The sequence below is a fragment of the Testudinibacter aquarius genome (assembly GCF_004342725.1).
GTDB classification, from domain to species: domain Bacteria; phylum Pseudomonadota; class Gammaproteobacteria; order Enterobacterales; family Pasteurellaceae; genus Chelonobacter; species Chelonobacter aquarius.
On sequence record NZ_SMCP01000004.1, the window covers coordinates 59,462 to 85,511 of the forward strand.

Sequence of the window (26,050 nt, forward strand, 5' to 3'; positions counted from 1 at the left end):
ACGTTAATTTTTATTCGCTTAGCCCTGATTGGCTTGGCTCGCTTATTGAGTTACCACCCGCAACTCATCGACGGTGCGGCGTTGGTGTCCCAATAACGCATTCACATCTTTTGCTTTTGGTTTTACCAAACGGAATCGCGTCAGATAGTCGCTCCAGTTGGCTAAAATCCGTTCCCCTAACGGACTGGCGGTATTTTCAACGTGTTCGGCAATCAAACCGCGCAGATACTCTTGATGCGTCGGCAATGCGTCCAATGCCAGTGTTTCGACCAGTTCATGATTTAAACGTGATTCAAATTTTTCATCAAGATCCAGCACATAAGCAAAACCACCGGTCATGCCTGCGCCGAAATTAATCCCGGTTTTACCCAACACACACACCACGCCGCCGGTCATATATTCACAGCCGTTATCGCCGATGCCTTCCACCACCGCCGTTGCGCCGGAATTACGCACTGCAAAGCGTTCTCCTGCTCTGCCGGAAGCAAACAGTTTGCCGCCGGTTGCGCCGTATAAACAGGTGTTGCCGGCGATAGTCGACTCTTCAGCTTTGAAAAGGGTACCGCTGTGCGGACGGATCGCAATTTTACCGCCAGCCATACCTTTACCGACATAATCGTTGGCATCGCCGATGAGATACAGATTGACGCCGCCAGCCAGCCACACACCGAGGCTTTGCCCGACCGTGCCGTTTAAGCGGATATCAAAACGTTGCTTATCGTTACCTTTATTGCCGTATTGCTGCGCAATAATCCCTGATAAGGTTGCCCCCACCGAGCGGTCTGTGTTGCGCACATCGTAGCTCAAGTCCACCTGTGTCTGAGCGGCAAGTGCGGTTGCCACATCAGCAACAATGGCTTTGTTCAGATCGCCTTTGTCCATCGTCGGGTTGGATTCCATGCAATAACGAGCGCTCCCCTGCGGCACTTTTGGTGCATACAGCAATCCACTTAAATCTAAGGCATGCTGTTTAGCGGTTTTGCCTTCAATAATCGACAGCAAATCGGTGCGCCCGATCAGATCGGTCAGCTTGGTTACGCCCAGATCCGCCATCAATTCGCGTACGTCCTGTGCGATAAACTTGAAGTAGTTCATCGCTTTTTCCGGCAAACCGTGATAGTGGTTTTGACGCAGTTTTTCGTCTTGAGTCGCAATTCCGGTCGCACAGTTATTCAGGTGGCAAATCCGCAAATAACGGCAGCCTAGCGCCACCATCGGTCCAGTGCCGAAGCCGAAACTCTCTGCCCCCAAAATCGCCGCTTTGATCACATCCAGACCGGTTTTCAGACCGCCATCGACCTGCAACCGCACTTTATGGCGTAAATTATTTTCCACCAATGCCTGTTGCGCTTCCGCCAAGCCCAATTCCCACGGCGAACCGGCATATTTCACGCTCGACAACGGACTAGCGCCGGTGCCGCCGTCATAACCGGCAATGGTAATCAAATCCGCATAGGCTTTCGCTACGCCGGTAGCAATCGTGCCGACACCCGGCAGTGATACCAGTTTGACCGAAATCATCGCTTTCGGATTGACCTGTTTCAAGTCGAAAATCAACTGTGCCAAGTCTTCAATCGAATAAATATCGTGATGCGGCGGCGGTGAAATCAGCGTCGAACCCGGCACCGCATACCGCAACTGTGCAATATATGGGGTGACTTTATCGCCCGGCAGTTGCCCGCCCTCACCCGGTTTTGCCCCTTGCGCCACTTTGATTTGAATCACTTCGGCACTCATCAGATACGCCGGTGTGACGCCAAAACGCCCAGACGCCACTTGTTTGATTTTAGAGACCTTTTCGGTACCATAACGTTTCGGATCTTCGCCACCCTCACCGGAGTTGGAATAGCCGCCTAAACGGTTCATCGCCACCGCCAATGCCTCGTGCGCTTCCGGCGATAATGCGCCGATGCTCATCGCCGCAGAATCGAAACGTTTGTACAGCCCCTCCGCTGGTTCAACGTGTTCTAAGTCGATTTTTTTCGCCGGATCAATATTCAGTTTTAACAGATCACGCAACGTTGTCGCTGGACGATGGTTTACTGTCTCGGCATATTGGCGATAAATCGAATAATCACCACTGTTCACCGCTTGCTGTAAGTAATTCACTACCTCCGGATTATAGGCGTGATACTCCCCTTGCGGTTTATATTTCAGATAGCCACCGTTATCCAGATCCTGGCTGGCACGCCAAGCCGACTTATTCAATGCTTTCAAATCAGCTTCCAATTCAACAAAGCCTGCGCCTTTAATCCGTGAACGGATTTTGCGGAAACAGAGATCAACAACTTCGTCACTTAAACCGACCGCTTCAAACAGGTGTGCGCAGCGGTAAGACGAAATAGTAGAGATTCCCATTTTAGAAATAATTTTATACAAGCCTTTGTTGATACCATCGCGGAAATTCGCCATCACCTGCCGGACTGGTTTTTTAATCGCGCCTTCGGCGATCATGGCTGCCAATGTTTCATAGGCTAAATACGGATAAATCGCCGTAGCACCTAAACCGATCAACACCGCGAAATGGTGCGGATTGCGTGCCGAACCGGTTTCAACCACAATATTGGCATCGCAGCGCAAGTGGGTATCTACCAAACGTTGTTGCACCGCACCCACTGCTAACACCGCAGGAATCGGCAATCGGTTTTTCGCCAAAGTGCGGTCGGAAATAATTAACAACACTGAACCGCTGCGCACCGCACTTTCGGCTTGATCGCATAATCTCAGCAGCGCCTCTTGCAACGATAAATCCTGCGGATCGTAAGTTGCGTCCAGCACTTGGTGTTGGTAATAAGTCGGTTCTAAGGCTTTCAACTGCTGCATATCCGAATACAGCAAAATCGGCGATTTGAAACTGACCCGATGCGACATCCCCTCCGTTTCGAAAAATACGCTCATTTCTCGCCCGATACTGGTGTTCAAGCTCATCACGTGCTTTTCCCGCAACGGATCGATCGGTGGGTTGGTGACTTGCGCAAAATATTGGCGGAAGTAATCATAAAGAATTCGCGGTTTCTCGGACAGCACAGCAAACGGGGCATCATCGCCCATTGAACCGACCGCTTCTTGTCCGTCTTCACCCAGCACCCGAATCAGATTTTCCAGCTCTTCTTTATCGTAAGCAAATTGTTTCTGATGAATCGAAAGTGCGGTTTTGTCCAGTTGCGCTTTGCCGATTTTGTCGTCCGGCAGGTTTTCATAAGGGGTTAAACGCAATACGTTTTTATTCAGCCAAGCACGGTACGGATGGCGCTGTTTCAGTTCCGCATCAATCTCGTTGGAATGGATCAACTTGCCGTTGATAGTATCAATCACTAACAATTCGCCCGGTCCGACCCGCCCTTTTTCCACCACTTCATCGGGAGCATAATCCCAAATGCCGACTTCGCTGGCAATGGTGATTAACTTATCTTGCGTAATCACATAACGTGCCGGACGCAAGCCGTTTCTGTCCAGCGTACAAGCGGCGTGCGTACCGTCGCTCAACACGATGCCTGCCGGGCCGTCCCACGGCTCCATGTGCATCGAGTTAAAATCGTAGAACGCCTGCAATTCATCGTCCATATCCGGGTTATACTGCCACGCCGGCGGCACTAACAAACGCATGGCACGGAATAAATCCATGCCACCGTTGACGAATAATTCCAACATATTGTCTAACGAACTGGAATCCGAGCCGCTCTCATTCACAAATGGCGCCACGGTTTGCAGGTCAGGAATCAATGGCGTGTGGTATTTATAGCCCCGAGCACGCGCCCAAGCACGGTTGCCAGAAATCGTGTTGATCTCGCCGTTATGAGCCAAAAAGCGGAACGGCTGTGCCAACTTCCAACGCGGTAAAGTATTGGTCGAAAAACGCTGATGAAACAAGCAGATGCCGCTCTCCATGCGCAGATCTGCCAAGTCCAGATAAAATTTCGGCAAATCTCTCGGAATACACAGGCCTTTATAGATAATCACTTGGCTAGACAAGCTACAGATATAGAAATCGGGATGTTCAATCCGCACTTCAATCCGACGGCGTGCCATAAACAAACGGCGTTCAATATCGGTGCGCCCCCAACCTGCCGGCGCATTGACAAACACCTGCTTAATCATCGGTAAACTCGATGCTGCAATTTCCCCTAACACCGATTTGTTGATCGCCACATCGCGCCACGCCGCAATCGTCAACGTTTCACGCGTTAATTCTTCTTTGATTATCGCACAATACTGTTCGATTAATTGCGGATCGGTCGGCAGAAAAATCTGCCCGACGGCAAACTCTTTACCCAAACGCCAACCCTGTTCTTCCGCCAAAAAGCGGAAAAAACGTTTTGGCATCTGCATATGCAAACCACAACCGTCACCTGTTTTTCCGTCAGATAACACCGCGCCACGGTGTTGCATCCGCGACAGGCCCAAAATCGCAGTTCTCACCACCTTATGGCTGGGTTTTCCCTCCAAATGGGCTATCAGACCAAAACCACAGTTCTCCCTGATCTCATCTCGGTTATAAAGCATAATAAACTTCCTGTACTGTCTAATTATTTTTCTAAGATTGTTAGAAAATACAAAAAAATATGATTACAGTCAAAATATTTTTATATAAATCGTCAATATATAGAATAAATTTCAAAAAATATATCATTAAAGTAGATTTATTCTAATTTGGATTTGATAATAATTATCAATTATTTTTACTGCAAAAACTCTCGCCACTTTTACAATAGTGTTGCAATATTCAACAACTCACAGTAAAATGCGCCTTCCCTGTCGTAGCTGAATTAGAGATCGGCTATTGATGTATTTTAACTAAAATTTTTTAGGAGTTATTATGTCTCTAAGCGCAGAAGCAAAAGCAAAAATCGTTGCTGAATTTGGACGTGACGGAAAAGACACCGGTTCTTCAGAAGTTCAAATCGCTTTGTTAACAGCACAAATCAACCACTTACAAGGACACTTCTCTGTCCATAAAAAAGACCACCATGGTCGTCGTGGTTTATTACGCATGGTTTCTCGTCGTCGTAAACTATTAGATTACTTAAAACGTACTGATCTGGCACTTTATACAACGACAATCGAACGTTTAGGTTTACGTCGTTAATCAAATCTGCTGATTTCTCAAGCCCTGCCATGCAGGGCTTTTTACTGCCTGAAATATCAACTACTATTGACAACAAGATTGTACACTTGCCTAAAAACCCCACACTTTGTTTATAATTCCCTCAACCAAAATAAATATTTGAAATTCACTGTTGACTTGCCCCAGCGAAATTTGTATTATCTGCGCCACTCGTTAAGAGTCAACCGTGCGGAGGAATGGTCGAGCGGTTGAAGGCACCGGTCTTGAAAACCGGCGAGGGTTTACGCCCTCCGTGAGTTCGAATCTCACTTCCTCCGCCACTTCACTGTTTTTTAACGTTCGCCAACGTTCACAAAGTCTAAAAATTCCCTTTAAATTCAAGTCAAAAAGCCGTTTTAGTGGTTTTCTTTGTTTTTTATTGTTCGTCATTGTTCAGCGTTCGGTGTGACCTTGATTGTGACCTTTTGCAAATTGCGATTTTTTGAGGTCACACCGAATCGAAATATTTAATTAATATTGAGATTTTAAGCAATGACAAAAGCAACCCGATTTTTAACTGACCAGTTCATTAAAAAAAGTACTCCACAAGCGAAAGAGTACAAAATAGGCGACGGACAGAACCTACATTTATTGGTGAAGCCTAACGGCTCTAAATTATGGCTCTTTATCTATACCCACCCGACAACAAAAGCCCGAAAAAAAATCAATATTGGGCAATATCCCTATATTTCTTTAGCGAAAGCCCGAGAACAGCGAAATAGCTTTCACACGCTGTTAACGGAAGGAATAGATCCAACAGAACACAAAGCCCAAAGCCATCAAGAGGCAATGCGGCAAGCTGAAACACTTTTTAACTTCGCAGAAACCCAGTGGAAGCCGAAAAAAGCGAAAGAAGTTAAAAAACGTACGCTTGATGATGAATATGCCCGGTTAAAATTGCACCTGTTCCCGCTTTTTGGTCATTATCGACTTGCTGATATAACCCTGCTTGAGGCGGTTGAGAAATTGCGCCCTTTGTCTATAACGCGCAATTCTACTTGCAGCAAGGTTGTAATCTATTTTTGTGAGATTATGGAATATGCAGTTATTTGCGGTTTGTTGCCGCATAATCCGCTTTATTCGTTAAGCAAGGCATTCTACAAGGTGCAAGCCACACACCAGCCGACAATTCAGCCGTCCGAGTTGCCCGAATTTCTATCACGTTTGCAAAATAGCCGAATTATGCCAACAACGAAATTATTAATTCAATGGCAACTGCTTACAATGGTGCGCCCAGCGGAAGCGGTTAGCGCGGAATGGTCAGAAATTGATTTTGATAATGCGTTATGGGCTATTCCGCCGGAGAAGATGAAAGGCAAGAAAGATAAACCACGCCAACACATTGTGCCGCTTTCATCGCAAGCCTTAGCCATTTTGCATGAAATGCGCCTATTTAACGGTGATAAAAAGCACGTTTTCACCAGCCAGCGCAAACCCTCGCAGCCGTGTAACAGTGAAGCCGCAAACCGTGCGATCACGGTCAATATTGATAAGGGCTATTATAAAGGGCGGCTCACTTCTCACGGCATGCGCTCAATCGCCAGCACCTATCTAAATGATTGCGGCTATAACAAAGATTTAATAGAGGCTTGCTTAGCGCATATCAGCGGCGACAGTGTGCGCAATGCGTACAATAAAAGCACTTATTTAACGCTACGGCGTGAGCTTATGCAGAAGTGGGGGGATTATGTAGCGGAATGCAAGGCGCATGGCTAAACGAACATCAGGCGGCGTAATGCCGCCTTTTTAGTATTCTTCGCACTCTTCGCCGTCTTCGTCTTCGCCGTCTTCACATTCGTCATAGTAGTAGCGCTCTTCTTCTTTCGGCTTGCTCGCTTTATCTTTGCTTTCCTTGTCTTTATCGCGCGTAATGTACTTATAAGCAACGTATGCGCCAACGGCTTTTGTCAGCGTTCCAGCGGTTGCCGTGGCGTTGACGGCAAGCAGGATAATAAGCAATGGTAAAGCTATTCGATTTTTCATTCTGTTTTTTTCCTTATGAGCGTTCACCTTATTATAGAAACAAACCCACACCGGACAAGGCGCACATGTAGTGATCCACTAATTCAACAGCCTCGAATAAGTTGTTTTTATAAAAACGCGGCAATGATATTCAGCTTTCTTCGGTGAAACTACCAACCGGAAAAATGGTATCATTTAATTTGTGGTGTCATTGCACTTTTATGCGTGGTATCAAAAAAATTCTATTTGGCTTTCTTAATATGTCTACCGTTCTTGTTACTTTTCCTGTACTTTGGCGGCATTGACTATCTTGCCAATTGGCTTTATTAATTAACATTACGTTTAAATAACAATCCGCACATGAAACGTGCGGATTGTTACTTTATTGCGGTATTGTACTTTTACGGCATAATCGCGTCTTGATCTTCGCCTTCTTTTTCTATTTTTGGTGGCAGCATATGCTCCCGTCTCAAGCCTAAATCAAATGCCAACGAAGTGGCGATATAGATTGAGGAGTAAGTTCCAAAACCAATCCCGACCAATAGTGCCAGTGAGAAATTATGGATGCTTGGTCCACCAAAAATATACAGCGCCAATACCACGACCAATGTGGTGGCAGAGGTCATCAAGGTTCTGGCAAGCGTTTGCGTTAGAGAAATATCAATAATTTCTACCGCTGGAATACGTCGGATTTTACGGAAGTTTTCGCGGATTCGGTCAAATACCACGATACTATCATTCAGCGAGTAACCGATAACCGATAAAATCGCGGCGACAAAAGTGAGGTCGATCTCTACCTGCAATGCCGCAAATACGCCCAGTGTCACAATAACGTCATGCGCCAATGCCAAGATAGCGCCGGTTCCCAAGCGCCATTCAAAGCGCAATCCAACATATAACAACAGCATGATTAAAGTTGCCAACGTAGCATAAATTGCGGCTTCAGTCAGCTCTTTGCCGACATTCGGTCCAACGAATTCAATACTGTTGACGGTTGCTTGTGCATCAATGCCGTGTAGGATATTGATTATTTTCGGTCCGATGGTGGTATCGCCGTCTGCCGACGGTAAACGAATCATCACATCCCTTGTGCCCCCGGAAGCCTGTACAATCGCACTAGTAAACTCATTTTCCGCCAACACAGACCGCACTTTCGGCAAATCGGCAGGTTGCGAGAACGTTGCCTCAATCACTGTACCGCCGGTGAAATCTAAGCCCCAGTTAAATCCTTTGGTGATCACAAAAAACAGCGATATGGCAACTACAGCTACCGAAAAAATATAGCCCAAAGGGCGATATTTCATAAACGGCACAACATTGCGCGCTAATTTAACGCCATTTTCGATTTCTATCGTTTGTTTTGCTTTTACATTCACAATTCAATCCTCACCACTAAATCGATAATTTGTTAATGCGTTTGCCACCATACAGGAAATTGACAATCGCTCGTGTTCCGGTAATGGCGGTAAACATCGAGATTGCAACCCCTAATGACAAAGTAATAGCAAAACCTTTAACCGGTCCGGTTCCAACCGCATACAGAATAATCGCAGTCAAAATGGTGGTTAAATTCGCATCAAAAATACTGCTGAATGCGCCGTTATAGCCCTCATTAATCGCTTGCTGCACCGAGCGCCCGTTGCGTAGCTCCTCTTTTATTCGTTCAAAAATCAAAACGTTAGCATCAACTGACATACCGACGGCTAATACGATTCCGGCAATGCCCGGCATGGTCAAGGTTGCGCCCGGCAACAAAGACAGCACCCCGATCAACAGCACGATATTCAGCACCAAAGCAATATTAGCGATAATCCCAAACTTACGATAGACCACAACCATGAATAAAATGGTAAACAACAAACCATAAGCGCTGGCTTCCATACCCTGTGCGATATTCTGCGCCCCTAATGACGGTCCGATCGTCCGCTCTTCCACAATTTGAATCGGTGCAATCAAGGCACCGGCACGCAACAATACCGAAAGGTTTAATGCTTCCGCCGGGCTGTCAATACCACTGATGCGGAAACGGCTGCCCAGGCGGTCGTTAATCGTCGCGACGTTGATCACTTCTTCGTGTTTCTCAAGAATCGGCGTGCCTTTATCGTCTAAGCGACCACTCTCTTTGTATTCACTGTACAGCGTAGCCATCGGTTTACCGATTGCATCACGAGTAGCTGCCGCCATCAGATTGCCCCCCTCACTGTCGAGGGTGATATTCACTTCCGGTCGCCCCGTAGTATGATCGCTGCCTGAAGTTGCACCGGTAATATGTTCCCCGCCCAGAATTACACGGCGGTATAGCACCACCGGACGCCCTTCACGATCATTTTTCACTTCGGAATCAGATGGTACTAAGCCACGCGCAGCGGCATCAGCACTGGCATTGGTATTCACCAAGCGAAACTCTAATGTTGCGGTCGCACCCAGAATTTCTTTGGCGCGCGCAGTATCCTGCACCCCCGGCAATTCGATCACGATACGTTCGGCACCTTGGCGCTGCACTATAGGCTCGGCAACGCCCAGCTCTTCAACCCGTTTGCGCAAAATTGTTAAATTTTGCTCAATCGCATGCTCACGCACCTGTGCCAAATCGGCTTCGGTCATATTTACGGTTAAAAGGTTGCCGTTGCTGGCTACCGTCAAATCCGGATTACTGCGACGAATCAAACTTTGTGCTTCTGAAGCCTGTGCCTGTTCACCTAAGGTGACAATAGTTGAATAGTTATCGCCAGCACGAATATTACTATAAGCAATTCGAGCCTTACGCAGTTCAGTACGCAACATATCTTGTCGTTGCGTTTCCAGTTTCTCAAGTGCGGTATTCATATCAACTTGCATTAAGAAGCGCACACCGCCGCGTAAATCCAATCCGAGTTTCATCGGGCTGCCGCCAATCGCCTCCAGCCACCCCGGCGTTGCCGGCGCTAAATTCAAGGCAACAGAATAGCTGCTGCCTAAGCTTTCAGCCAATTTGTCTTTCGCTAACAATTGCTCGTCAGTATTGCCGAATTTTGCCAACACCGAGCCGTTTTCCAGTTGCAAAGATTTAACCGGCAGTTGATTTTGCTGTAGAACTTGTTGAACTTGTTGATAAGTGGTGTTGTCTGCTTGCTGTCCGCGCGTTCCGGAAATCTGCACCGCAGGATCTTCACCATAAAGATTTGGAAGAGCATATAAAATGCCGATGGCGACCAAAATGATCACCATCAGATTCTTCCATAAAGGGAAACGATTTAACACAATTAATACCCTTTTTAACGGTATGGAAGAGAAAAATTACAGCGACTTCATTGAACCTTTCGGAAGAACGGCAACAACGAAATCTCTTTTGATTGTCACTTCAGTTGTGTCGTTTAATGCGATCACAATGTAATCATTTTCTGCTGAAGTTTTAGTAATTTTACCGATTAAACCACCGCTGGTTAACACCTCTTCGCCTTTTGCCAGAGATGCCATCAAATTACGGTGTTCTTTATTGCGCTTGGATTGCGGGCGGAAAATCATAAAATAAAAAATTAAGGCAAAAATGACCAAAATAAAGATCATTTGCATTCCACCACCTTGTTGAGCGTCCATTTCTTATCCTTCTAAAGTTAATTGAAAAAATCGAGTGAATAAAACTTAGCGGACACCGCTGTCTTGATTTTTGGCTAGCCGTGTCCGTTTTTAAGCCTTCTAAAAATAGCATAAAAAAGCCTTAAAGTGAAAAGCTTCTTCGTTGCCAGCGCTATTTTACCTCGCTAAAGGCATGATATTGATTCAATGGTGGCACCGGCTTGCCGATTCTGGCGTAAAACTGTTCAACAAACTGTTCTAATTCGCCTTTTTCAATCGCTTCACGCAGCTGTGCCATCAAGCGTTGATAGTAGCGTAAATTATGAATTGTGTTTAATCTGGCACCCAAAATCTCACCGCACTTATCCAAATGATACAAATAGGCTTTGCTGTAGTGTTTACAAGTATAACAATCGCATTCTGCTTCCAACGGTGAAGTATCATCACGGTACTTGGCATTGCGAATTTTGATTACGCCGTCGGCGGTAAACAAATGTCCGTTGCGTGCATTACGGGTCGGCATCACGCAATCGAACATGTCGATCCCACGTCGCACGCCTTCGACTAAATCTTCCGGCTTGCCGACGCCCATCAGATAACGTGGTTTATCTTGTGGAATTTGTGGGCAAACATATTCCAAAATTCGGTGCATATCTTCTTTCGGCTCACCAACCGCCAGCCCACCGACGGCATAGCCGTCGAAACCGATGTCTACCAAACCTTCCACCGACACTTTGCGCAACTCTTCATACACACCGCCTTGAATGATCCCGAACAGAGCATTTTTGTTGCCTAACTCATCAAAGCGATCACGACTACGTTTTGCCCAACGCAGCGACATTTCCATCGAGTTTTTAGCATAATCAAAATCCGCCGGATACGGGGTGCACTCGTCGAAAATCATCACAATGTCCGATCCCAAATCATATTGAATTTCCATGGATTTTTCCGGCGACAAGAAGATTTTTTCACCGTTGATCGGGTTACGGAAATGCACGCCCTCTTCTTTGATTTTGCGAATATCGCCCAAACTGAACACCTGAAAACCGCCGGAATCGGTCAAAATCGGCCCGTGCCACTGCATAAAATCATGCAGATCACCGTGCAATTTCATCACCTCTTGCCCCGGACGCAGCCATAAATGGAAGGTATTGCCCAATAAAATTTGCGCCCCGGTCGCCTTAACTTCTTCCGGCGTCATGCCTTTGACCGTGCCATAAGTACCGACCGGCATAAACGCCGGTGTTTCAACACTAAATTCGCCCTGCGGACGTTGAAATGTCAGTCGTCCCCGTCTGGCACGTCCGTCAGTTTGGTGTAATTCATATTTCATTTTTGCTCCTTCAACGGAAAAACAGTCCGAAGATATTGATTAAACCAGAAAGTGCGGTTATCCGTACTCTCCTCTCTTACTTATTCTAATCCTTTTACCATTGGATTTTTACTGATAAACATCGCATCACCATAGCTAAAAAAACGGTATTGTTCAGCAACCGCACTTTTATAGGCACACATGGTGTTTCGATACCCGGCAAAAGCCGAAACCAGCATCACCAAGGTCGATTCCGGCAAATGGAAATTGGTGATCAGCGCATCAACCACGCGAAACGGTTTGCCCGGATAGAGGAAAATTGTGGTGTCAGAAAAATAGGGGGCGAGCAAGTGCGGTTGAGCCGTCTCCGCTGCCGCCAATGCCGCACTTTCAATCGAGCGTACTGAGGTTGTGCCGACCGCAATCACCCGCTTGCCGGCGGCTTTGGTGTCTAACACCGCTTGCACGGTCTGTTCGTCCACTTCCACATATTCAGCGTGCATATGGTGATCTTCCACTTTCTCCACTCGCACCGGCTGAAAAGTGCCCGCACCGACATGTAACGTGACAAAAGCAAAATTCACGCCTTTTTCAGTTAATTGTTGCAACAATGCCTGATCAAAATGCAATCCGGCGGTCGGCGCCGCCACCGCACCCGGTACTTGGTTATACACGGTTTGATAACGCTCCTGATCCATCTCTTCATCAGGACGATCGATGTATGGTGGCAACGGAATATGCCCGATTTGCTGTAAAACCGCCAACAACGGGATATCGCCAACTACTTCCAGCTCGAACAAAGTATCATGACGAGCTTTCATCACAAACGGAATGCCATTGTCGGCGCCCAGTTTGTCTTCACCCAATATAATCTGTGAACCGGCTTGCGGTGCTTTCGAGGCACGAACGTGTGCTAAACAACTTTTTTCGCCCAGCACCCGCTCAACTAACACTTCTAACTTGCCACCACTGCTCTTGCGCCCGAACATCCGCGCCGGAATCACCCGTGTGTTATTAAACACTAACAAATCCCCGGCGTTCACTAAATCCAGCACATCAGCAAATTGACGATGTTGCAACTCGCCGGTCTCCCCGTTCAAACACAACAAACGACTACTGCTGCGCTGCGCTTTCGGATAGCGCGCAATCAACTCGTCCGGCAACTCAAAATAAAAATCTGAAACTTGCATCTTCTCTAACCAAAATATCAAACCTAACACAAAATAAGCCGCTTAGTTTATTTGCCGTATAGCTTTTACGCAAGGTGAAAAATAGGTAAATTAAGCAAATCTCTATAATCCAACAACCAAGCTCTCCTGCATCAACCTAAACCAACGTTGCATTTTGGATTTTATTGTTTCCAAATCAATCTGTTGCTGTTGTGCCAGAAAACGCTGCCAGTAGGGATCGGCTTTGTCGCTGTCGTGGAAACCGTCTTGTCCCAGCTTGATTATTGCTTGTAATAGCTGCTCATCGTTTTGGGGGGCGGATAGAAACTCAGTATAAAGTGCGGTCGGTAACGCCAGTAATACTTGTTCGGCACGCAAGAAATCCTGTAAATATACCTGCAATTGTTCATGGGCTTGTTGCGCCGAAATCGGTTGAAAACGATAAAATTGCACTTTATTTTTCTCTAAACCATAAAAGTGCGGTGTGGCACTGTCGGGTTGCTGAAGCTGTAATACTAAGTATTCGATCCAATATTGGATAATATGCGCCGCTTTGATTGCGCCACTGCGCCATGCCACTTTTTGCTGTTGGTATAAGCCGCTGATGCCGCCCTGCAATTGATAACGTTGTCCGTTGATCTCAAGCGCAATACGGATATTCAACGAATCGGCAGCTTGTGCCAAATAAGGCGCTATCACCGCACTGAGCGGTTGCAGCCGTTCACTCAGTTTTTGTGCGCTGATTTCGGCAAAATTCGCCCGCGGCAATTCGCCTTTCAGTTCAAAACGCTGCATTTGCGCCGCCCATTGTGTTTGAGGCTGTTGCAGCAATCGTTCGCTTAATTGATAGCGTTCCAGCGAATCAAGGCTGAAATTTTCGCTGTCTGCCCAATCAGTTTGGTCGTTTTTAAATCTGACCCCAAGCTGTTTTTCGAAAAAATAGCCCAGTGGCGATTGCACAAAGCGGATCAATTGTTCCAATGTAATCACGCCGCTCACCGCACTTTGATCCACATCACTGAGCGGTTGCATAAATTGATTGCATTGCAAATCGGCCGATGCCTCGTTTATCAGCCACTCTTTAGCAAAAGAGCGGTTTTGCTGGCTCAGGGCAAAATTTTCGCGGCTAAAAACAGTCATCGGGTGTTGCTGCACCAAATGCGATCGCACTTTATCTTGGCGCTGTTGTTCTGGGTGTTGCTGTGGATCAAATGCCGGGATCAAATCGGTTTGATCGCTCAAATAATCCAACAACTGACTCACCAACACTGACGGTTGCAGCGCTTGATTATCGGTCAAAGAACGCCCGATATAACTGATATACAGTTTTTGCTGCGCCGATAAAATTGCTTCCAAAAACAGATAACGATCATCATCACGCCGCACCCGATCGCCTTTTTGCGGTGCATACTGCATTAAATCAAAACTGTTCGGCTGGTGTTGGCGCGGGTAATCGCCTTCGTTCATGCCCAACAGCGCCACCACTTTAAACGGAATTGCCCGCATCGGCAGCAAAGTACAAAAACTCAATTTGCCGTTCAAAAAGTGGAAACTGTTGTCTTCATCGCTTAGCTTGGCGTCAAACAGCTCAGCAATCACACTGCTGTCTAAAGTGCGGTCGTAACCCGCATCAAGTGCGGTTTGGCAAATCTCATCAATCCGTTTCGCTAAAAACAGCAGCACCGAACGGCTTTGTTGATTGTCACAGAACAGCGTCGTTAGCAGCCAATGCAACTGTTGCTGCCACTGTTCAATTGGCTGTGGTTGCTGCAACACCGCCTGCCAATGTTGCAGACAGTCTAAGAAATCCCCCAGTTTTCCGATAATCTGGGCGCTTAAACCGTGACTTAAATCAAATGCGACACTGTTCTGCCAAATACCGTCGTTTTCACGCATTGCCGTGCCCAACAACATTCGTTGCAAACCGCTTTGCCACGCGTTGTAGTTTGGCACAGCAGCATTTTGGTTAGCCGACAAGCCATAGCGAATGCCGTTTTGTGCCACCCAGTTTTGTAAGGTTTCCAGCTCTTTGAGATCCAACTCAAAGCGTTCCCGTACTTCCGGCACATCGAGCAGCGCCAGCACCGATTCGGCGCTGAAATCGCTTTCTTTTAAACGTAACAATTGCAAATAACTGGCAATCACCACATCGCTATGGCTGTGTTTGCGATCGGCTATTTCATAAGGAATAAAGCGTGGATCGTTGTATTGATATTGCGAAAATACCGCATGGATATACGGCACATATTGATCGACATCCGCCAGCATGATCACAACGTCTTTCGGCGTTAATGCAGGATCTTGTTGAAACCAGTGCAACAGTTGATCGTGCAGAATTTCTACTTCGCGCATCGGGCTGTGGCAGGCGTGAATCATCAGGCTTTGATCGTTCGGCGCAAGCAAAAATGGGGGATCCGGCTGTGCCGGTTGCAGATTCAAAATCGCATTTTGCAATTGTGCCAGCAGACTGTTTCCATCAGCTTCGGCATAGGCATCAATTTCATTGGCTTCACTTTGGCTGAGCAACGCCAAGAAATCACGCCCCATTTTGCCCCAAGTTGCCAATAGCGGATTGCCGGTTTGCAAATAGCCGAGCGGATCATCCTGCCAATCCGGCTGGTTCAATTGTGCTAACTGCTTGTCATTCAGCCATTCGCCCGAGCCTACTTTTCCGTTTGTCAGACGTTTACGCAATTTGAGTTGCTGCAAAAATGCCGGATCAATAATATCGCCCCAGTAATAGCGACACGGATTATTGAAAAACAGGTGCACCTCGCAGTGTTGCGCCATCGCCTGCAACGTTTGCAGATAGACCTTCGGCAGTGCCGAAATTCCGAAAATAAACAAGCGTTGTGGCAAATGTGCCGGCTTTTGTTCATGCAAAAGCTGCAAATAGCGCTGATGCAAAGCGGCACGATGTTGGCAATTTTGGTGATTTTGCGCTGCTTGCTGTGCTGTTTGCTGTTCAATCCGAGCATATAAGGCGCGCCACAACTGTCCTTGCCAACTGACCGCGCCTTGCCACTCTGGCGTCAGTTGATCATCGGTAAATGGAAGTGAAAGTGCGGTATCTGGTGGCGATTGGTTAGGTAAATGCTGCATAATCGCTTGGATAACCGCTTGATCATTATTCTGTTCCCAAGCTGTGATCCACTCAGGGCGATAAACCAAATATTGATCGAATAGATCCGCAATTTTACCACTCAGCTGATATAATTTTTCCTGTTCAGTCTGAGCTTGTCCGCTCAAATATCGTTTCAGCTCAGCAAACTGCGGCAGCGACAATAGTGTTGGAATCAACGCCATCAAGTGCCACTGCATACTCTCTTTTGCAAACGCATTACGTTGCGGCACATTCGGCAAAGTGCGGTGATATTGGTGCCAAATAAAACTGGCGGGCAGCGGAAACGCAATATTGGCGGCAACACCGCACTTTTCAGCAATCTGTTGTTTCAACCACTGCGCCATGCCTTGGCTCTGCACCAGAATCTGTTCGCTCTGGAATGGATCTGACAACGGCTGTAGCGCCAGCAGGCGAACCAAAAGCTCTTTTTGCGTCTCTAAATGGTTGGAATAATATAAATGTAACACCGCCACGCCTCTGTTTCGATTAGATAGCGTTATTGTCAACGAGAGCGCCAGTGGTTGCAAGTGCGATTATTCAGTTTCGATATTCAACGTCAATTCTCCTGCCGGAAACCGCACTTTCACCTGTTTTGGCTGACAACTCACTCGAAAAAGCAGTTGATTTTGTTCAATACTATTTTGGCAATCCAACCCTAAACGCTGGCGGGCAAACTGATTTTGTGCCAACAGCACCGCCTGATAGCGTTGGTAGATCAACACGCCCTCTCGTTGCTGCGTCGCCGTCCAAGCCGAAATGCCCAACACGACACTACTGAACAGTGCCATCGTCAGCAACACACCGAACAGGCTAGCGCCTTTTTTATACTGAATTCCTTTATAACGGATTGGCTTATAACGGATTAACTTATAACGGATTGAAATCATGCCAACTGTCACTCCGATACAACCATTGTTGATATTGTTCTGCCACGTTGTTCACCACGCTTTGATTAAATTCAATTTGATTTTCTGTTGATTGCAATGCTGTTTGATAGATCAAAGCACCGATAATCTTGCCTTCACCCGACAACTTAAGCCTGCCGTTTACCAACACCACCCCATAAAAATCCTGCGCCAGCTGCCACTCGCTGTCCCCCTCGATCCACAACACTCTGTTTGCAGCATAATCCGCTGCCTTTAAGGGCAAATGGACGAAATCAGATTGCTGCCAGCCAGTTTGCCAATCTGGATGTAAAAAATTCGACCAGCCTTTTGCGCTCGCCTGCTGCGGCAAGGTTTTAAACAGCGTTAAACGATGGCAAATGATGCTATGCTGCTGATCTTGCTGCGAATCAGTAAAATGAATACTGAAAAAATTTTCGGTCTGCACCGCACTTTGTTGCCGACAAAGTGTATTGCCATCAGCAGCCACACTTTGCTGCAACAAATGTTCCCGTTGTTGCAAATAGCGTAGCCGCTCGCCCAAATTCGCGCGATGTAATGCCAAGATCTGCTCGTCCAACATCAAAAACAGCAGCAATGCGCTGGAGAGCAACAACAGAGCGGTTAGAGTGACAACGCCTTTTTTCAGCATACTTTTCCTTTGATTGTTATGGAGAAACGGTTTGACTGCCTTGCGCTAAGCGATTGTTCAACGCAATCACCACCGCACTTTGATAGCGGATTTTAGGCTGTTTTTTATAACTGCCGCCAATTTCTGCCAAAACCCCTTTTCTGTTCGCCAACCACGAAAATCGCAGCAGATTGATTTGATAGATGTCGGTATCGAGCAAATCAACCCAACCACGGGTATCACAGCCTTTTTCTGCAATATAGCCATTGCATTGTGCTTGCTCACACGCCTGAATCGTGCCGTTTTTATACATCGCACGGGTTTCAATCATCTTGCTTTTCAGGCGATAGCCAAACAGCTCTTTTTGAATCTCGTTGCTACTGTTGCGCTGTTCGGACTGGCATTGCGCCCCTTGCTGGCTGCCGACACAGCCGCTGTGATCCAAATCGTACCAAAACAGCAAACAGCTGTTTACCGCCTCTCGATTAGCCTGTGTGATGGTCGTTGCCGTACCATCAGCATGGTTAAATAAGGCAATGTTGGATTGTTCAAGGGTTTGCTGAATATGGTAAAAACCGCTACGAGCAATATCTTTACTCATCAAATGCAGCACTTTATTCAGCTCGTGTTGCAACTGCAACCGTAGCAATAACTCACGGTTCTGATTTACCGCTTGGGTGAAAAACGCCACAATCAGCAACAACAAAAATGAACCGAGCGCTATCGAGACCATCAACGCCAATAAGCCGGAGCCTTTTTTCCAAGTGGTCAAATACCGCACTTGGCGAAAATTAATTGTCGTGTACGCAGGCACTGGCGGCTTGATCATTTTTTACCCTTAAACTGCCAACATTAAACAGCGAAAAAATAGAACGCTCTTTGCCTGCCTGCAACACAAAACAGGCCGCAGAAAACGTGTCACGAATCCCACTCAACCGGCTGATTTCCGCCGGATAATATTTTTTGCTGATGATGCGAGTTTGCTGCGGAAAACCGGGATAATAAAAATGCGCCTGCAATCGTTGCGGGCAATGTTGTGGAATAAAACAGTCACAAATCAGATTATCCTTGCGCTGTACGCTGACACACCAATTCTGTTTAGTGGCGTCACGATTGATCAGCAAAAACCAGATCTCCTGCGAATTTTCGATCCGCAACTGCATATGCCGTAAAAAACCAAACAGCCGCCGTTGCTCTTTTTGCAACACCTGATAATCCGACAACACCTGCCACTGCGGCAACATCCAAGTGGCAAGCGCACTCAGTAAAAATACCACCAGCAGTGTTTCCAACAAGGTAAACCCCTTCGCCATTCCCCCTCCCGACTGTTGTATTGTCAGCCAGTTTAGAAAAATTATCAAATAAGCAAAGTGCGATCAGGTATGTTTGCGATCGGGATCGGAAAAATGGAAATGGTTGGTGCATTATATTCGAAAGTGCTGCGCTTTAAACCTTGCCAATAAAAAATCCATCATTTACAATCAACCGTATAAACGTAACTAGATTACAGTGGCAGAAATGAGTAAACTGGATAAGCTAAAAAAGAAACTGTACAAAGAGCCAGCACCTAAAGATTTCACTTGGGATGAACTCAAAACACTTTTGTTGAAATTAGGTTTTATTGAAGAACAAGGTAGTGGCTCAAGAGTTAAGTTTTATCATCCTGAGTTAGATTATCCAATCAATCTACATAAACCACATCCGGGCAATATTTTAAAAGAATATATTCTCAAACGTATTAAAGAGACATTAGACGATCTAGGAGTTTAAGATGGAAACAATGAAATTTAAAGGGTTCGTCGGCAGTATTGAAATTTCAATTTCAGATAATATATTGCATGGAAAGCTACTCCATATTAATGGATTAATTACCTATGAAGCAGAAACTCCTTCTGCGCTAGAGAGCGCTTTTCATGATGCTGTAGAAGATTATTTGGCTGATTGTGAAGCACGCGGAATCAATCCTCAAAAACCTTGCTCCGGCAAATTTAATGTCAGAATTGAACCTGAAAAACACCGTGCTATCTCATCCATTGCACTAAAACACCATACAACTATTAATGCGCTGACCAAAGAAGCAATTGATTTAGTTATTGAAAAATATAATTCTTCGGCAACACTAAAGAGTCACTCAGTCGTTGGATTGCAATAAGATAACCATCTTTGTTGATGAGCGATCTCTATGAAGCAAAAAATAACTGGAAAAATGGGAAATACACCATTTGATGGCCGATGATGAAATCAGCGGAGTGTGGATTATGCTGAAATAAATTAAGCATTATGCTTCATAGATGGTTGCCAACACAGAAAGGGATAAATTCTTCAGTCATTTATCCCTTTCTTGTTAAAAACTGCCTAACTTAAATCTACCTCTTTGGCAAAGAAGTAGGTTGTGACAAAACCGACCAGGTAAGCGGTGATTGTGCCAGCCAGATAAATGGCGATTGCAGCAAATACGCCGTTTGGTCCGGTCAGTAGCGGAATTGCCAGTAAACCTGACGGTCCGAAGACGCTGTTCAATCCCATCGGGAAGCCCAAATAGGCGATCAAACCAATCACAAAACCACCGGCTGCACCACCGATACAGGCGGTGATAAAGGGTTTAACTCTCGGCAGTGTCACGCCATAAATCAGCGGTTCACCAATGCCTAAAAAGCCCGGCAAAATGGCGCCTTTAATCTGTGAACGCAGCAACGAACTTTTATTTGCCATTACATACAGCGCAATCGCCGCACCGACTTGCCCTGCACCTGCCATTGCCAAAATCGGAAACAGCGCATTGAAGCCTTGCGTTTCCACGAGAGCAAAATAGACCGGCACAAAACCTTGGTGAATACCAAACATCACCGACAGCAGAAACAGCCCTGCCAACACCGCACTTCCAAACGGATTGCCGTTCAAATGGCTGAACAACCAAGACATGCCGTTAAACAACACCACGCCAATCGGCATGATCAGCAAGAAGGTGAATGCGCCCATCAGCAACAGCGTGATAGTGGAGGTCAGCAGCATATCCAGATTATCCGGAATGAATTTTCTCACCCACTGTTCAATTTTAGCCCCGACAATCGCCGCAATCAGCACACCGATGATGTTGCCGCGCGGATCAATCTCCAAGCCGAAAAAGCTGCTCATACCGGAATAAATTCCTTTGGTCGCTTCGGGGTTATAACCAAGAATAAAAAACGAGGCGATAATGGCACCGTTGACTCCGGTGCCACCGAAGGCTTTTGCCGCATTATAGCCGATCATGATGCTTAAAAAGCTGAACAAACCTTTGCTGAACACTTTTAAATAGCCGATCAACGCGACCAAAGTGGCATTCGGCGCTTCCACACCGGCAACAAAAGATTGATCCAACAGGGTTCCTATACCCAGTAATAATCCGGCGCCGATAAAACCGGGAATCAGCGGAGTAAAAATGGTGGCGAATTTACTTAAAAATTGGTGCATTCCGCTGCTTTGTTGTTGTTTCAACTGCTGTTTATTACTTTGAGCAATATCATTCAGATCGTTGGATACCGCACTTTGTTGCAAATAACTGCGGCACAGTTCGGCAGCTTTTCCGGCTTTGCCCGGCCCTAGAATAATTTGCACTTGATCCTGCATATTCACCACGCCCATCACCGCCTCAAGCCGTTTCAATTTTTCCAGCTCTACCGCTTGCGGCTGGTTGACTTTTAAACGCAAGCGCGTCATGCAGTTGCCGACTGAAGCAATATTTTCCGCGCCACCGAGTAACCTCACCACTTGCGCAATAAACGCCGGGTTGATCCCTGCCGCTTGTTTTGTCTCTGCCATAATGCCCTCCTGTTTTTATTGCTGATGCTGATTTTGTTGCTGATTTTGTTGCTGAAAGTGAAATGCCAACGCTTGTCGGATAAAGCCTTGATGCTCTGCCAGCAAACGCTCGGCTTGCACTGCCGAAAGATCTGCCAGCAGCATTAAAATGGCGGTTTTACAATGTCGATTACTCGCCTGCAATGCCTGCTCCGCCTGCTGTTGTTGGCAGCCGGTGGCTTGCATCACAATATTCTTCTGCCGTTCGATCAACTTGTGATTCGTCGCTTGCACATCGACCATCAAATTGCCGTACACCTTGCCGCTGCGCACCATCGCTGCTGTCGTCAGCATATTCAGCACCAGTTTTTGTGCCGTTCCGGCCTTCATGCGTGAGGAACCGGTCACCACTTCTGCCCCGACCGCCACACAAATCGCAATCTGTGCCTGTTGCAGTAAAGCTGAGTCAGGATTGCAGGCAATGCCTACCGTCACACAGCCCGTCTGTTTGGCACACTCAATACCGCTCAGCACATAAGGCGTGCGTCCGCTGGCGGCAATCCCGACCAGTACATCATGCTGATTTAATTGAATTTGTTGCAGATCTTCAATCGCTGCCTGCCGATTGTCTTCCGCATTTTCTACTGCGCTGAAAACCGCACTTTTGCCCCCGGCAATCAAGCCAATCACCTGATTCGGGTCAGTACCATAGGTCGGAGGACACTCGCTGGCGTCCAAAATTCCCAAGCGCCCAGAGGTGCCTGCCCCAAGATAAATCAAGCGTCCGCCACGTTGAAATGCGTCGACAATCTGCTCCACCGCTTGTGCAATCGATGGAATTTGCTCGGCGATAATCTGCGGCACTTTTTGATCTTCCTGATTGATCAGGCGTAAAATATCAACGGTGGATAAGCGATCAAGCTGCTCCGATTGTGGATTACGGCTTTCTGTGATCAATTGATTCAGTTTTTCCGGCATTCGCCCTCCTCATCTGATGTGGGTGATCGATATTTATGGCGGCTGATCCTTGACTTAATCAGCATTAAATACTAATTTATTCAAAATAATTTAAAATACAAGAATTATTTATTCCATTTGTGAGGCAGCTATGGGTTTTTTAAACAAAATTGAACATCTACTTGGCAGTTATTCCAAAACCGAACTGAAAATTGCCGAATTTATTTTGCAGCACAGCCTTCAAGTCAAAAATCTTTCCTCATCAAAATTAGCCGAAACCATCGGTGTCAGCCAATCAGCCATAATCAAATTCAGCCAAAAATTGGGGCTGCGTTCCTATACTGAATTCAGAGTCGCCATCAGTGAAGACTTGGCACTGAACGGCAAAATCAAATTGCACGACGACATCGGTTTGGACGACAGTTTGGCGACGGTTGCTGAAAAATTGTTTCAGGAAAAACAACAAGCGTTGCAGGAAACCTATCGGATTAATTCATTGGGCGTGCTGCAACAGGTGTTGACACGGCTGAACAGCGCCAAGAAAATTTTATTGATTGGCATCGGTAATTCGGCGTTAGTGGCTAAGGATTTTGCTTATAAGCTGAATAAAATTTCGATTACCGCTTTAACCGAAATGGACACCCACGCCCAGTTGGTGCTCAGCCAAACGTTAACCGCTGAGGATTTGCTGTTTGTGATCTCTTTTTCCGGGCAAAAAAAAGAATTGTTGTTAGCCGTTGAAACGGCAAAAGCACAGAATGTGCCGGTGGTTGCGCTGACTTCTGCAAGCTTTAATCCACTGCATCAAGCCGCTGATCAACTGCTGTTTTCGATTGCCGATGAATCGTTGTACCGCAGCTCCTCGATCGCTTCGCGCACCGCACAACATGCGATAACCGATCTGCTGTTTATGGGCTTGTTGCAACAGAATCAACAAACTGCATTGGCACAAATTGAACGCAGCAAACAACTGATTGCCCGACTATAACATTGCTGTCCCTATCGCACTGGAAATAATAGAAAAACCGCACTTTCGCTCGCTGAAGTCACAACAGAGTGCCAATCAGAGATTAAAAGTGCGGTTTTAAGGGGATTCAAAATCCTGATGCCTTAGGCTTTACCGCCCAATTTGCTCACGGTTTCTGCGGTTGTCCACAGATCATTGGCGATCAAACGGAAGTTCACCAGTGCTGCCAAATAGCCGTCACCTTCCGGAATTTTTGGTCCGGCAGTCGCATCTTTCACCACCGTTACTTCAAAACCTTGTTCGATAAATTCACGTAAATGTGATTCGATACATAAATTTGCCGCCATGCCTGCCAAAATCACTTGATCTACGCCTTGTTTACGCAGTTGCAGTACCACATCATTGGTTTCCGGGCCAAATACTTTATGCGGACTGGCAATAATCGTTTTGCCGTCATAGATATACGGTTTGTACTCTTCCATAAAATCTGCCCCTGAACCTTCAAAACCTTCCAAGGTATACGGCCCTTTACGCGCAAACATGCCGCTGTCGTGCATAAAATGTTCGCCCGGACCACCAAATTTCCACGAATGATCCACCGGATAATAATAGTGTGGGGAAACCACCACCGGAATCTCCGCCGCTTTTGCAGCTTTAAACAGGCTTTCGATATTCGGCACTGTGTTATTGCGGGTAATGCTTTCGCCCATCACGCCCCAGCTGATTCCTTTCGGGCTTAAAAAATCCACTTGTGGATCAACCACCACCAATGCAACCCGTTTTTTATCCAGCTTCATACCGTGACGCGGCATGCCGTATTGTTGCGGCTCTGCATAGGGATCTGCTGCTTTATTTTCTTTAGCTGTTGCCACCGCACTTAAGCCCATTGCGCCTAATGCCGTTGCCGCCATTGCGATTTGTGATCCTTTGCCCAGTACCTGACGGCGTGTAGTATCGATTTGTTGTGCTTTATGCTCATTACTCATAGTAATCACCTTTTTTCATTGACTAATTAATTTGAAAACCCAAGAATATTTGAAAGACCAAGAGTGCTTCACATCTTGATGAAATATCATGTCGTTGCCTCTCCCCGTTTGGAACAAGATGAAGTATAGCGCAAGCCCGATAACAAAAATTAACCATTCGTCCGGACTTTTTAACCGAATAACCGTTCAATCTAGGATAATTCATGGATCCGTTAGCCGAATTTTTTACCCGCTTTGATTTCCGTAGTGATCTGTTTTTCAGCAGTTTGCTATGTCGAATCGGTGAGTTTAACGAGCCGAATAAAAGCTACCTGCACATTGTCCATCAAGGTGCCTTTGATATGATGTTGAGTAATCATGTTCAGAAACGAGTGTACCAACCTTGCGCTATTTTTTGTCCGAACAGCACCTTACACCGCTTAAATCCACTCGATGAAAACGGAATCAGCGTCTCTTGCATCAGTTTTGATTTTGGTGAAGGTGTCACGAATCCGCTCAATCAAGCATTGGACGAATGTGTGATAATGCCGTTGAACCAACACCCTGAACTTTCCGCCTTAAGTAGCGCGGTTTATCAGGAATATCACAGCGAACAGCCGGGCAAAGCGGTTTCGATTCACCATCTGTGCGCTTATTTTCTGATTCGGGTTATTCGTTACGGTTTACAACAGCAGCAACTGACCAGCGGTTTCCTGTGCGGTTTAGGCGATGCTAAATTAGGCAAAGTACTGACCGCACTTCACCAAAAACCGGCTGAAGCTTGGCAATTGGACAATATGGCGGAATTAGCCAATATGTCACGCTCTAACTTTGCAGCACACTTCAAAAAAGTCATCGGGATTTCGGCAATGGATTATCTAACCCAATGGCGATTGACCCTTGCTCAACGCAAAATGCGCAGCGGCCTGCCGATTGCAATCGTCGCAGAAGAGGTCGGCTATCAATACGCCAGTGCCTTCAGCCGAATCTTCACCGCAAAAATCGGGCTGTCACCGCTAAAATGGCTGGCTAAACAGCAGCAATCTGATCAATAACATCAAGCAGATCAACAAATGAAAATTAACTTGAAAAAAATCGGCAAAAACCTGTTATCCCTTTTCCTGACTTTTGTCATCGTGAGTTTGATATTAGACTGGTATCGTAAGCCCGAAGTGCCGCTCGATGCCGCCACGACCGCACTTTACGATCTGCAACAGCAGCCATTTTTTCTGGCGCAGTTGAGCCAAGATCGCCCGGCAATTCTGTATTTTTGGGGAACATGGTGCAGTTACTGCCGCTACACATCCCCGGCAATAGATCGATTAGCAAAAGAGGGCGTGCCGGTGGCGACCGTTGCGCTGCGATCTGGCGATGCCGAACTCGTGCAAGCCTATTTAGATAAACATCAATACCAGTTCACCAGCGTCAACGACCCCAAAGGTCACATTGCCGCACAATGGCAGGTTGCCGTCACCCCGACTATCATTATTTTCGACCAAGGCAAAATGGAGTACGCTACCACCGGTTTAAGCAGCTATTGGGGGCTCAAAGTGCGGTTATGGCTGGCACAGTGGTTTTAACAACCGGCAATCTGCAAACCATCTGCTGAAAATTTTGAAGATTATCGCAAATCCGTTGAT

The 26,050-nt window shown here is 46.5% G+C and carries 22 protein-coding genes and 1 tRNA gene; 8 read left to right on the top strand and 15 right to left on the bottom strand.

The window, feature by feature from the left end:
• Nucleotides 1–42 precede the first annotated feature (42 nt).
• Nucleotides 43–4,503 (bottom strand): glutamate synthase large subunit, encoded by a 4,461-nt coding sequence (gene gltB, locus EDC16_RS05100; protein ID WP_132966085.1) that lies wholly within the window; start codon nt 4,501–4,503, stop codon nt 43–45.
• A gap of 313 nt (nt 4,504–4,816) precedes the next feature.
• On the opposite strand from gltB, the gene rpsO reads away from it, so the two are divergent.
• The 3 genes from rpsO to EDC16_RS05115 all read left to right on the top strand — a co-directional run bounded on the left by rpsO (nt 4,817) and on the right by EDC16_RS05115 (nt 6,820).
• Nucleotides 4,817–5,086, top strand: a complete 270-nt coding sequence (rpsO, locus tag EDC16_RS05105; protein WP_084256242.1) for a 30S ribosomal protein S15 — start codon at nt 4,817–4,819, stop codon at nt 5,084–5,086.
• A 209-nt stretch (nt 5,087–5,295) separates the two neighbouring features.
• Nucleotides 5,296–5,385 (top strand) — tRNA-Ser (locus EDC16_RS05110).
• A 211-nt stretch (nt 5,386–5,596) separates the two neighbouring features.
• A complete protein-coding gene (locus EDC16_RS05115; protein WP_132966087.1) occupies nt 5,597–6,820 on the top strand; it encodes a tyrosine-type recombinase/integrase in 1,224 nt (407 codons plus the stop codon).
• Nucleotides 6,821–6,850: 30 nt separating this feature from the next.
• On the opposite strand, the gene EDC16_RS05120 is transcribed toward EDC16_RS05115, so the two are convergent.
• The 11 genes from EDC16_RS05120 to EDC16_RS05170 all read right to left on the bottom strand — a co-directional run bounded on the left by EDC16_RS05120 (nt 6,851) and on the right by EDC16_RS05170 (nt 19,054).
• Nucleotides 6,851–7,087: a hypothetical protein gene (locus EDC16_RS05120; RefSeq protein WP_132966089.1), complete on the bottom strand. Its 237-nt coding sequence runs from the start codon at nt 7,085–7,087 to the stop codon at nt 6,851–6,853.
• A gap of 380 nt (nt 7,088–7,467) precedes the next feature.
• A complete protein-coding gene (secF, locus tag EDC16_RS05125) occupies nt 7,468–8,370 on the bottom strand; it encodes a protein translocase subunit SecF (RefSeq protein ID WP_132966421.1) in 903 nt (300 codons plus the stop codon).
• Nucleotides 8,371–8,458: 88 nt separating this feature from the next.
• Nucleotides 8,459–10,306, bottom strand: coding sequence for a protein translocase subunit SecD (gene secD / locus EDC16_RS05130; RefSeq protein ID WP_132966091.1), 1,848 nt, complete (start codon nt 10,304–10,306; stop codon nt 8,459–8,461).
• 36 nt (nt 10,307–10,342) lie between these two features.
• Nucleotides 10,343–10,642 (bottom strand): preprotein translocase subunit YajC, encoded by a 300-nt coding sequence (gene yajC / locus EDC16_RS05135; protein ID WP_132966093.1) that lies wholly within the window; start codon nt 10,640–10,642, stop codon nt 10,343–10,345.
• Nucleotides 10,643–10,793: 151 nt separating this feature from the next.
• Nucleotides 10,794–11,954 carry a tRNA guanosine(34) transglycosylase Tgt gene (gene tgt, locus EDC16_RS05140; RefSeq protein WP_132966095.1) on the bottom strand — a complete coding sequence of 387 codons (1,161 nt, stop codon included), beginning with the start codon at nt 11,952–11,954 and terminating at the stop codon, nt 10,794–10,796.
• 80 nt (nt 11,955–12,034) lie between these two features.
• Nucleotides 12,035–13,123, bottom strand: a complete 1,089-nt coding sequence (gene queA, locus EDC16_RS05145) for a tRNA preQ1(34) S-adenosylmethionine ribosyltransferase-isomerase QueA (protein WP_132966097.1) — start codon at nt 13,121–13,123, stop codon at nt 12,035–12,037.
• A 102-nt stretch (nt 13,124–13,225) separates the two neighbouring features.
• Nucleotides 13,226–16,693: an exodeoxyribonuclease V subunit gamma gene (recC, locus tag EDC16_RS05150; protein ID WP_157330427.1), complete on the bottom strand. Its 3,468-nt coding sequence runs from the start codon at nt 16,691–16,693 to the stop codon at nt 13,226–13,228.
• Between the two features lie 66 nt (nt 16,694–16,759).
• Nucleotides 16,760–17,113 carry a DUF5374 domain-containing protein gene (locus EDC16_RS05155; protein ID WP_132966101.1) on the bottom strand — a complete coding sequence of 118 codons (354 nt, stop codon included), beginning with the start codon at nt 17,111–17,113 and terminating at the stop codon, nt 16,760–16,762.
• The gene (locus tag EDC16_RS05160; protein WP_132966103.1) at nt 17,094–17,762 is read right to left on the bottom strand and encodes a DUF2572 family protein; all 669 of its coding nucleotides are present in this window, start codon (nt 17,760–17,762) and stop codon (nt 17,094–17,096) included. Before EDC16_RS05160 ends, EDC16_RS05155 begins: the two co-directional genes overlap by 20 nt.
• 16 nt (nt 17,763–17,778) lie before the next feature.
• Nucleotides 17,779–18,570 carry a hypothetical protein gene (locus EDC16_RS05165; protein ID WP_132966105.1) on the bottom strand — a complete coding sequence of 264 codons (792 nt, stop codon included), beginning with the start codon at nt 18,568–18,570 and terminating at the stop codon, nt 17,779–17,781.
• Nucleotides 18,533–19,054, bottom strand: coding sequence for a pilus assembly FimT family protein (locus tag EDC16_RS05170; protein ID WP_132966107.1), 522 nt, complete (start codon nt 19,052–19,054; stop codon nt 18,533–18,535). The genes EDC16_RS05165 and EDC16_RS05170 overlap by 38 nt, the downstream gene beginning before the upstream one ends.
• A 205-nt stretch (nt 19,055–19,259) precedes the next feature.
• Between EDC16_RS05170 and EDC16_RS05175 the strand changes: the two genes are divergently transcribed.
• Together EDC16_RS05175 and EDC16_RS05180 are read left to right on the top strand one after the other, a co-directional pair.
• Nucleotides 19,260–19,511 carry a type II toxin-antitoxin system HicA family toxin gene (locus EDC16_RS05175; RefSeq protein WP_132966109.1) on the top strand — a complete coding sequence of 84 codons (252 nt, stop codon included), beginning with the start codon at nt 19,260–19,262 and terminating at the stop codon, nt 19,509–19,511.
• Between the two features lies 1 nt (nt 19,512).
• On the top strand, nt 19,513–19,893 hold the full coding sequence (locus EDC16_RS05180; RefSeq protein WP_132966111.1) for a type II toxin-antitoxin system HicB family antitoxin: 381 nt from the start codon (nt 19,513–19,515) through the stop codon (nt 19,891–19,893).
• A 203-nt stretch (nt 19,894–20,096) separates the two neighbouring features.
• Here the strand turns inward: EDC16_RS05180 and murP are convergent, their stop codons facing one another.
• Together murP and murQ are read right to left on the bottom strand one after the other, a co-directional pair.
• Complete coding sequence (gene murP / locus EDC16_RS05185; RefSeq protein ID WP_132966113.1) at nt 20,097–21,542, bottom strand: PTS N-acetylmuramic acid transporter subunit IIBC; 1,446 nt, start codon at nt 21,540–21,542, stop codon at nt 20,097–20,099.
• A 15-nt stretch (nt 21,543–21,557) separates the two neighbouring features.
• Nucleotides 21,558–22,499 (bottom strand): N-acetylmuramic acid 6-phosphate etherase, encoded by a 942-nt coding sequence (murQ, locus tag EDC16_RS05190; protein WP_132966115.1) that lies wholly within the window; start codon nt 22,497–22,499, stop codon nt 21,558–21,560.
• A gap of 130 nt (nt 22,500–22,629) precedes the next feature.
• Between murQ and EDC16_RS05195 the strand changes: the two genes are divergently transcribed.
• Nucleotides 22,630–23,466, top strand: a complete 837-nt coding sequence (locus EDC16_RS05195; RefSeq protein ID WP_132966117.1) for an SIS domain-containing protein — start codon at nt 22,630–22,632, stop codon at nt 23,464–23,466.
• A 122-nt stretch (nt 23,467–23,588) separates the two neighbouring features.
• Here EDC16_RS05195 and EDC16_RS05200 read toward each other — a convergent pair whose 3' ends face one another.
• A complete protein-coding gene (locus EDC16_RS05200; protein ID WP_132966119.1) occupies nt 23,589–24,431 on the bottom strand; it encodes a cysteine hydrolase family protein in 843 nt (280 codons plus the stop codon).
• Nucleotides 24,432–24,634: 203 nt separating this feature from the next.
• Here EDC16_RS05200 and EDC16_RS05205 point away from each other — a divergent pair, with 203 nt between their 5' ends.
• Both EDC16_RS05205 and EDC16_RS05210 read left to right on the top strand, forming a co-directional pair.
• Nucleotides 24,635–25,465, top strand: a complete 831-nt coding sequence (locus EDC16_RS05205; protein ID WP_132966121.1) for an AraC family transcriptional regulator — start codon at nt 24,635–24,637, stop codon at nt 25,463–25,465.
• 24 nt (nt 25,466–25,489) lie between these two features.
• On the top strand, nt 25,490–25,990 hold the full coding sequence (locus EDC16_RS05210) for a protein disulfide oxidoreductase (protein ID WP_132966423.1): 501 nt from the start codon (nt 25,490–25,492) through the stop codon (nt 25,988–25,990).
• Nucleotides 25,991–26,050 lie beyond the last annotated feature (60 nt).

Coding starts and splice junctions, on each gene's coding strand:
- gltB (WP_132966085.1), bottom strand. CDS start 4,503: ATGCTTTATAACCGAGATGAGATCAGGGAGAACTGTGGTTTTGGTCTG.
- rpsO (WP_084256242.1), top strand. CDS start 4,817: ATGTCTCTAAGCGCAGAAGCAAAAGCAAAAATCGTTGCTGAATTTGGA.
- EDC16_RS05115 (WP_132966087.1), top strand. CDS start 5,597: ATGACAAAAGCAACCCGATTTTTAACTGACCAGTTCATTAAAAAAAGT.
- EDC16_RS05120 (WP_132966089.1), bottom strand. CDS start 7,087: ATGAAAAATCGAATAGCTTTACCATTGCTTATTATCCTGCTTGCCGTC.
- secF (WP_132966421.1), bottom strand. CDS start 8,370: ATGAAATATCGCCCTTTGGGCTATATTTTTTCGGTAGCTGTAGTTGCC.
- yajC (WP_132966093.1), bottom strand. CDS start 10,642: ATGGACGCTCAACAAGGTGGTGGAATGCAAATGATCTTTATTTTGGTC.
- tgt (WP_132966095.1), bottom strand. CDS start 11,954: ATGAAATATGAATTACACCAAACTGACGGACGTGCCAGACGGGGACGA.
- queA (WP_132966097.1), bottom strand. CDS start 13,123: ATGCAAGTTTCAGATTTTTATTTTGAGTTGCCGGACGAGTTGATTGCG.
- EDC16_RS05155 (WP_132966101.1), bottom strand. CDS start 17,113: ATGATTTCAATCCGTTATAAGTTAATCCGTTATAAGCCAATCCGTTAT.
- EDC16_RS05160 (WP_132966103.1), bottom strand. CDS start 17,762: ATGCTGAAAAAAGGCGTTGTCACTCTAACCGCTCTGTTGTTGCTCTCC.
- EDC16_RS05165 (WP_132966105.1), bottom strand. CDS start 18,570: ATGATCAAGCCGCCAGTGCCTGCGTACACGACAATTAATTTTCGCCAA.
- EDC16_RS05170 (WP_132966107.1), bottom strand. CDS start 19,054: ATGGCGAAGGGGTTTACCTTGTTGGAAACACTGCTGGTGGTATTTTTA.
- EDC16_RS05175 (WP_132966109.1), top strand. CDS start 19,260: ATGAGTAAACTGGATAAGCTAAAAAAGAAACTGTACAAAGAGCCAGCA.
- EDC16_RS05180 (WP_132966111.1), top strand. CDS start 19,513: ATGGAAACAATGAAATTTAAAGGGTTCGTCGGCAGTATTGAAATTTCA.
- murP (WP_132966113.1), bottom strand. CDS start 21,542: ATGGCAGAGACAAAACAAGCGGCAGGGATCAACCCGGCGTTTATTGCG.
- murQ (WP_132966115.1), bottom strand. CDS start 22,499: ATGCCGGAAAAACTGAATCAATTGATCACAGAAAGCCGTAATCCACAA.
- EDC16_RS05195 (WP_132966117.1), top strand. CDS start 22,630: ATGGGTTTTTTAAACAAAATTGAACATCTACTTGGCAGTTATTCCAAA.
- EDC16_RS05200 (WP_132966119.1), bottom strand. CDS start 24,431: ATGAGTAATGAGCATAAAGCACAACAAATCGATACTACACGCCGTCAG.
- EDC16_RS05205 (WP_132966121.1), top strand. CDS start 24,635: ATGGATCCGTTAGCCGAATTTTTTACCCGCTTTGATTTCCGTAGTGAT.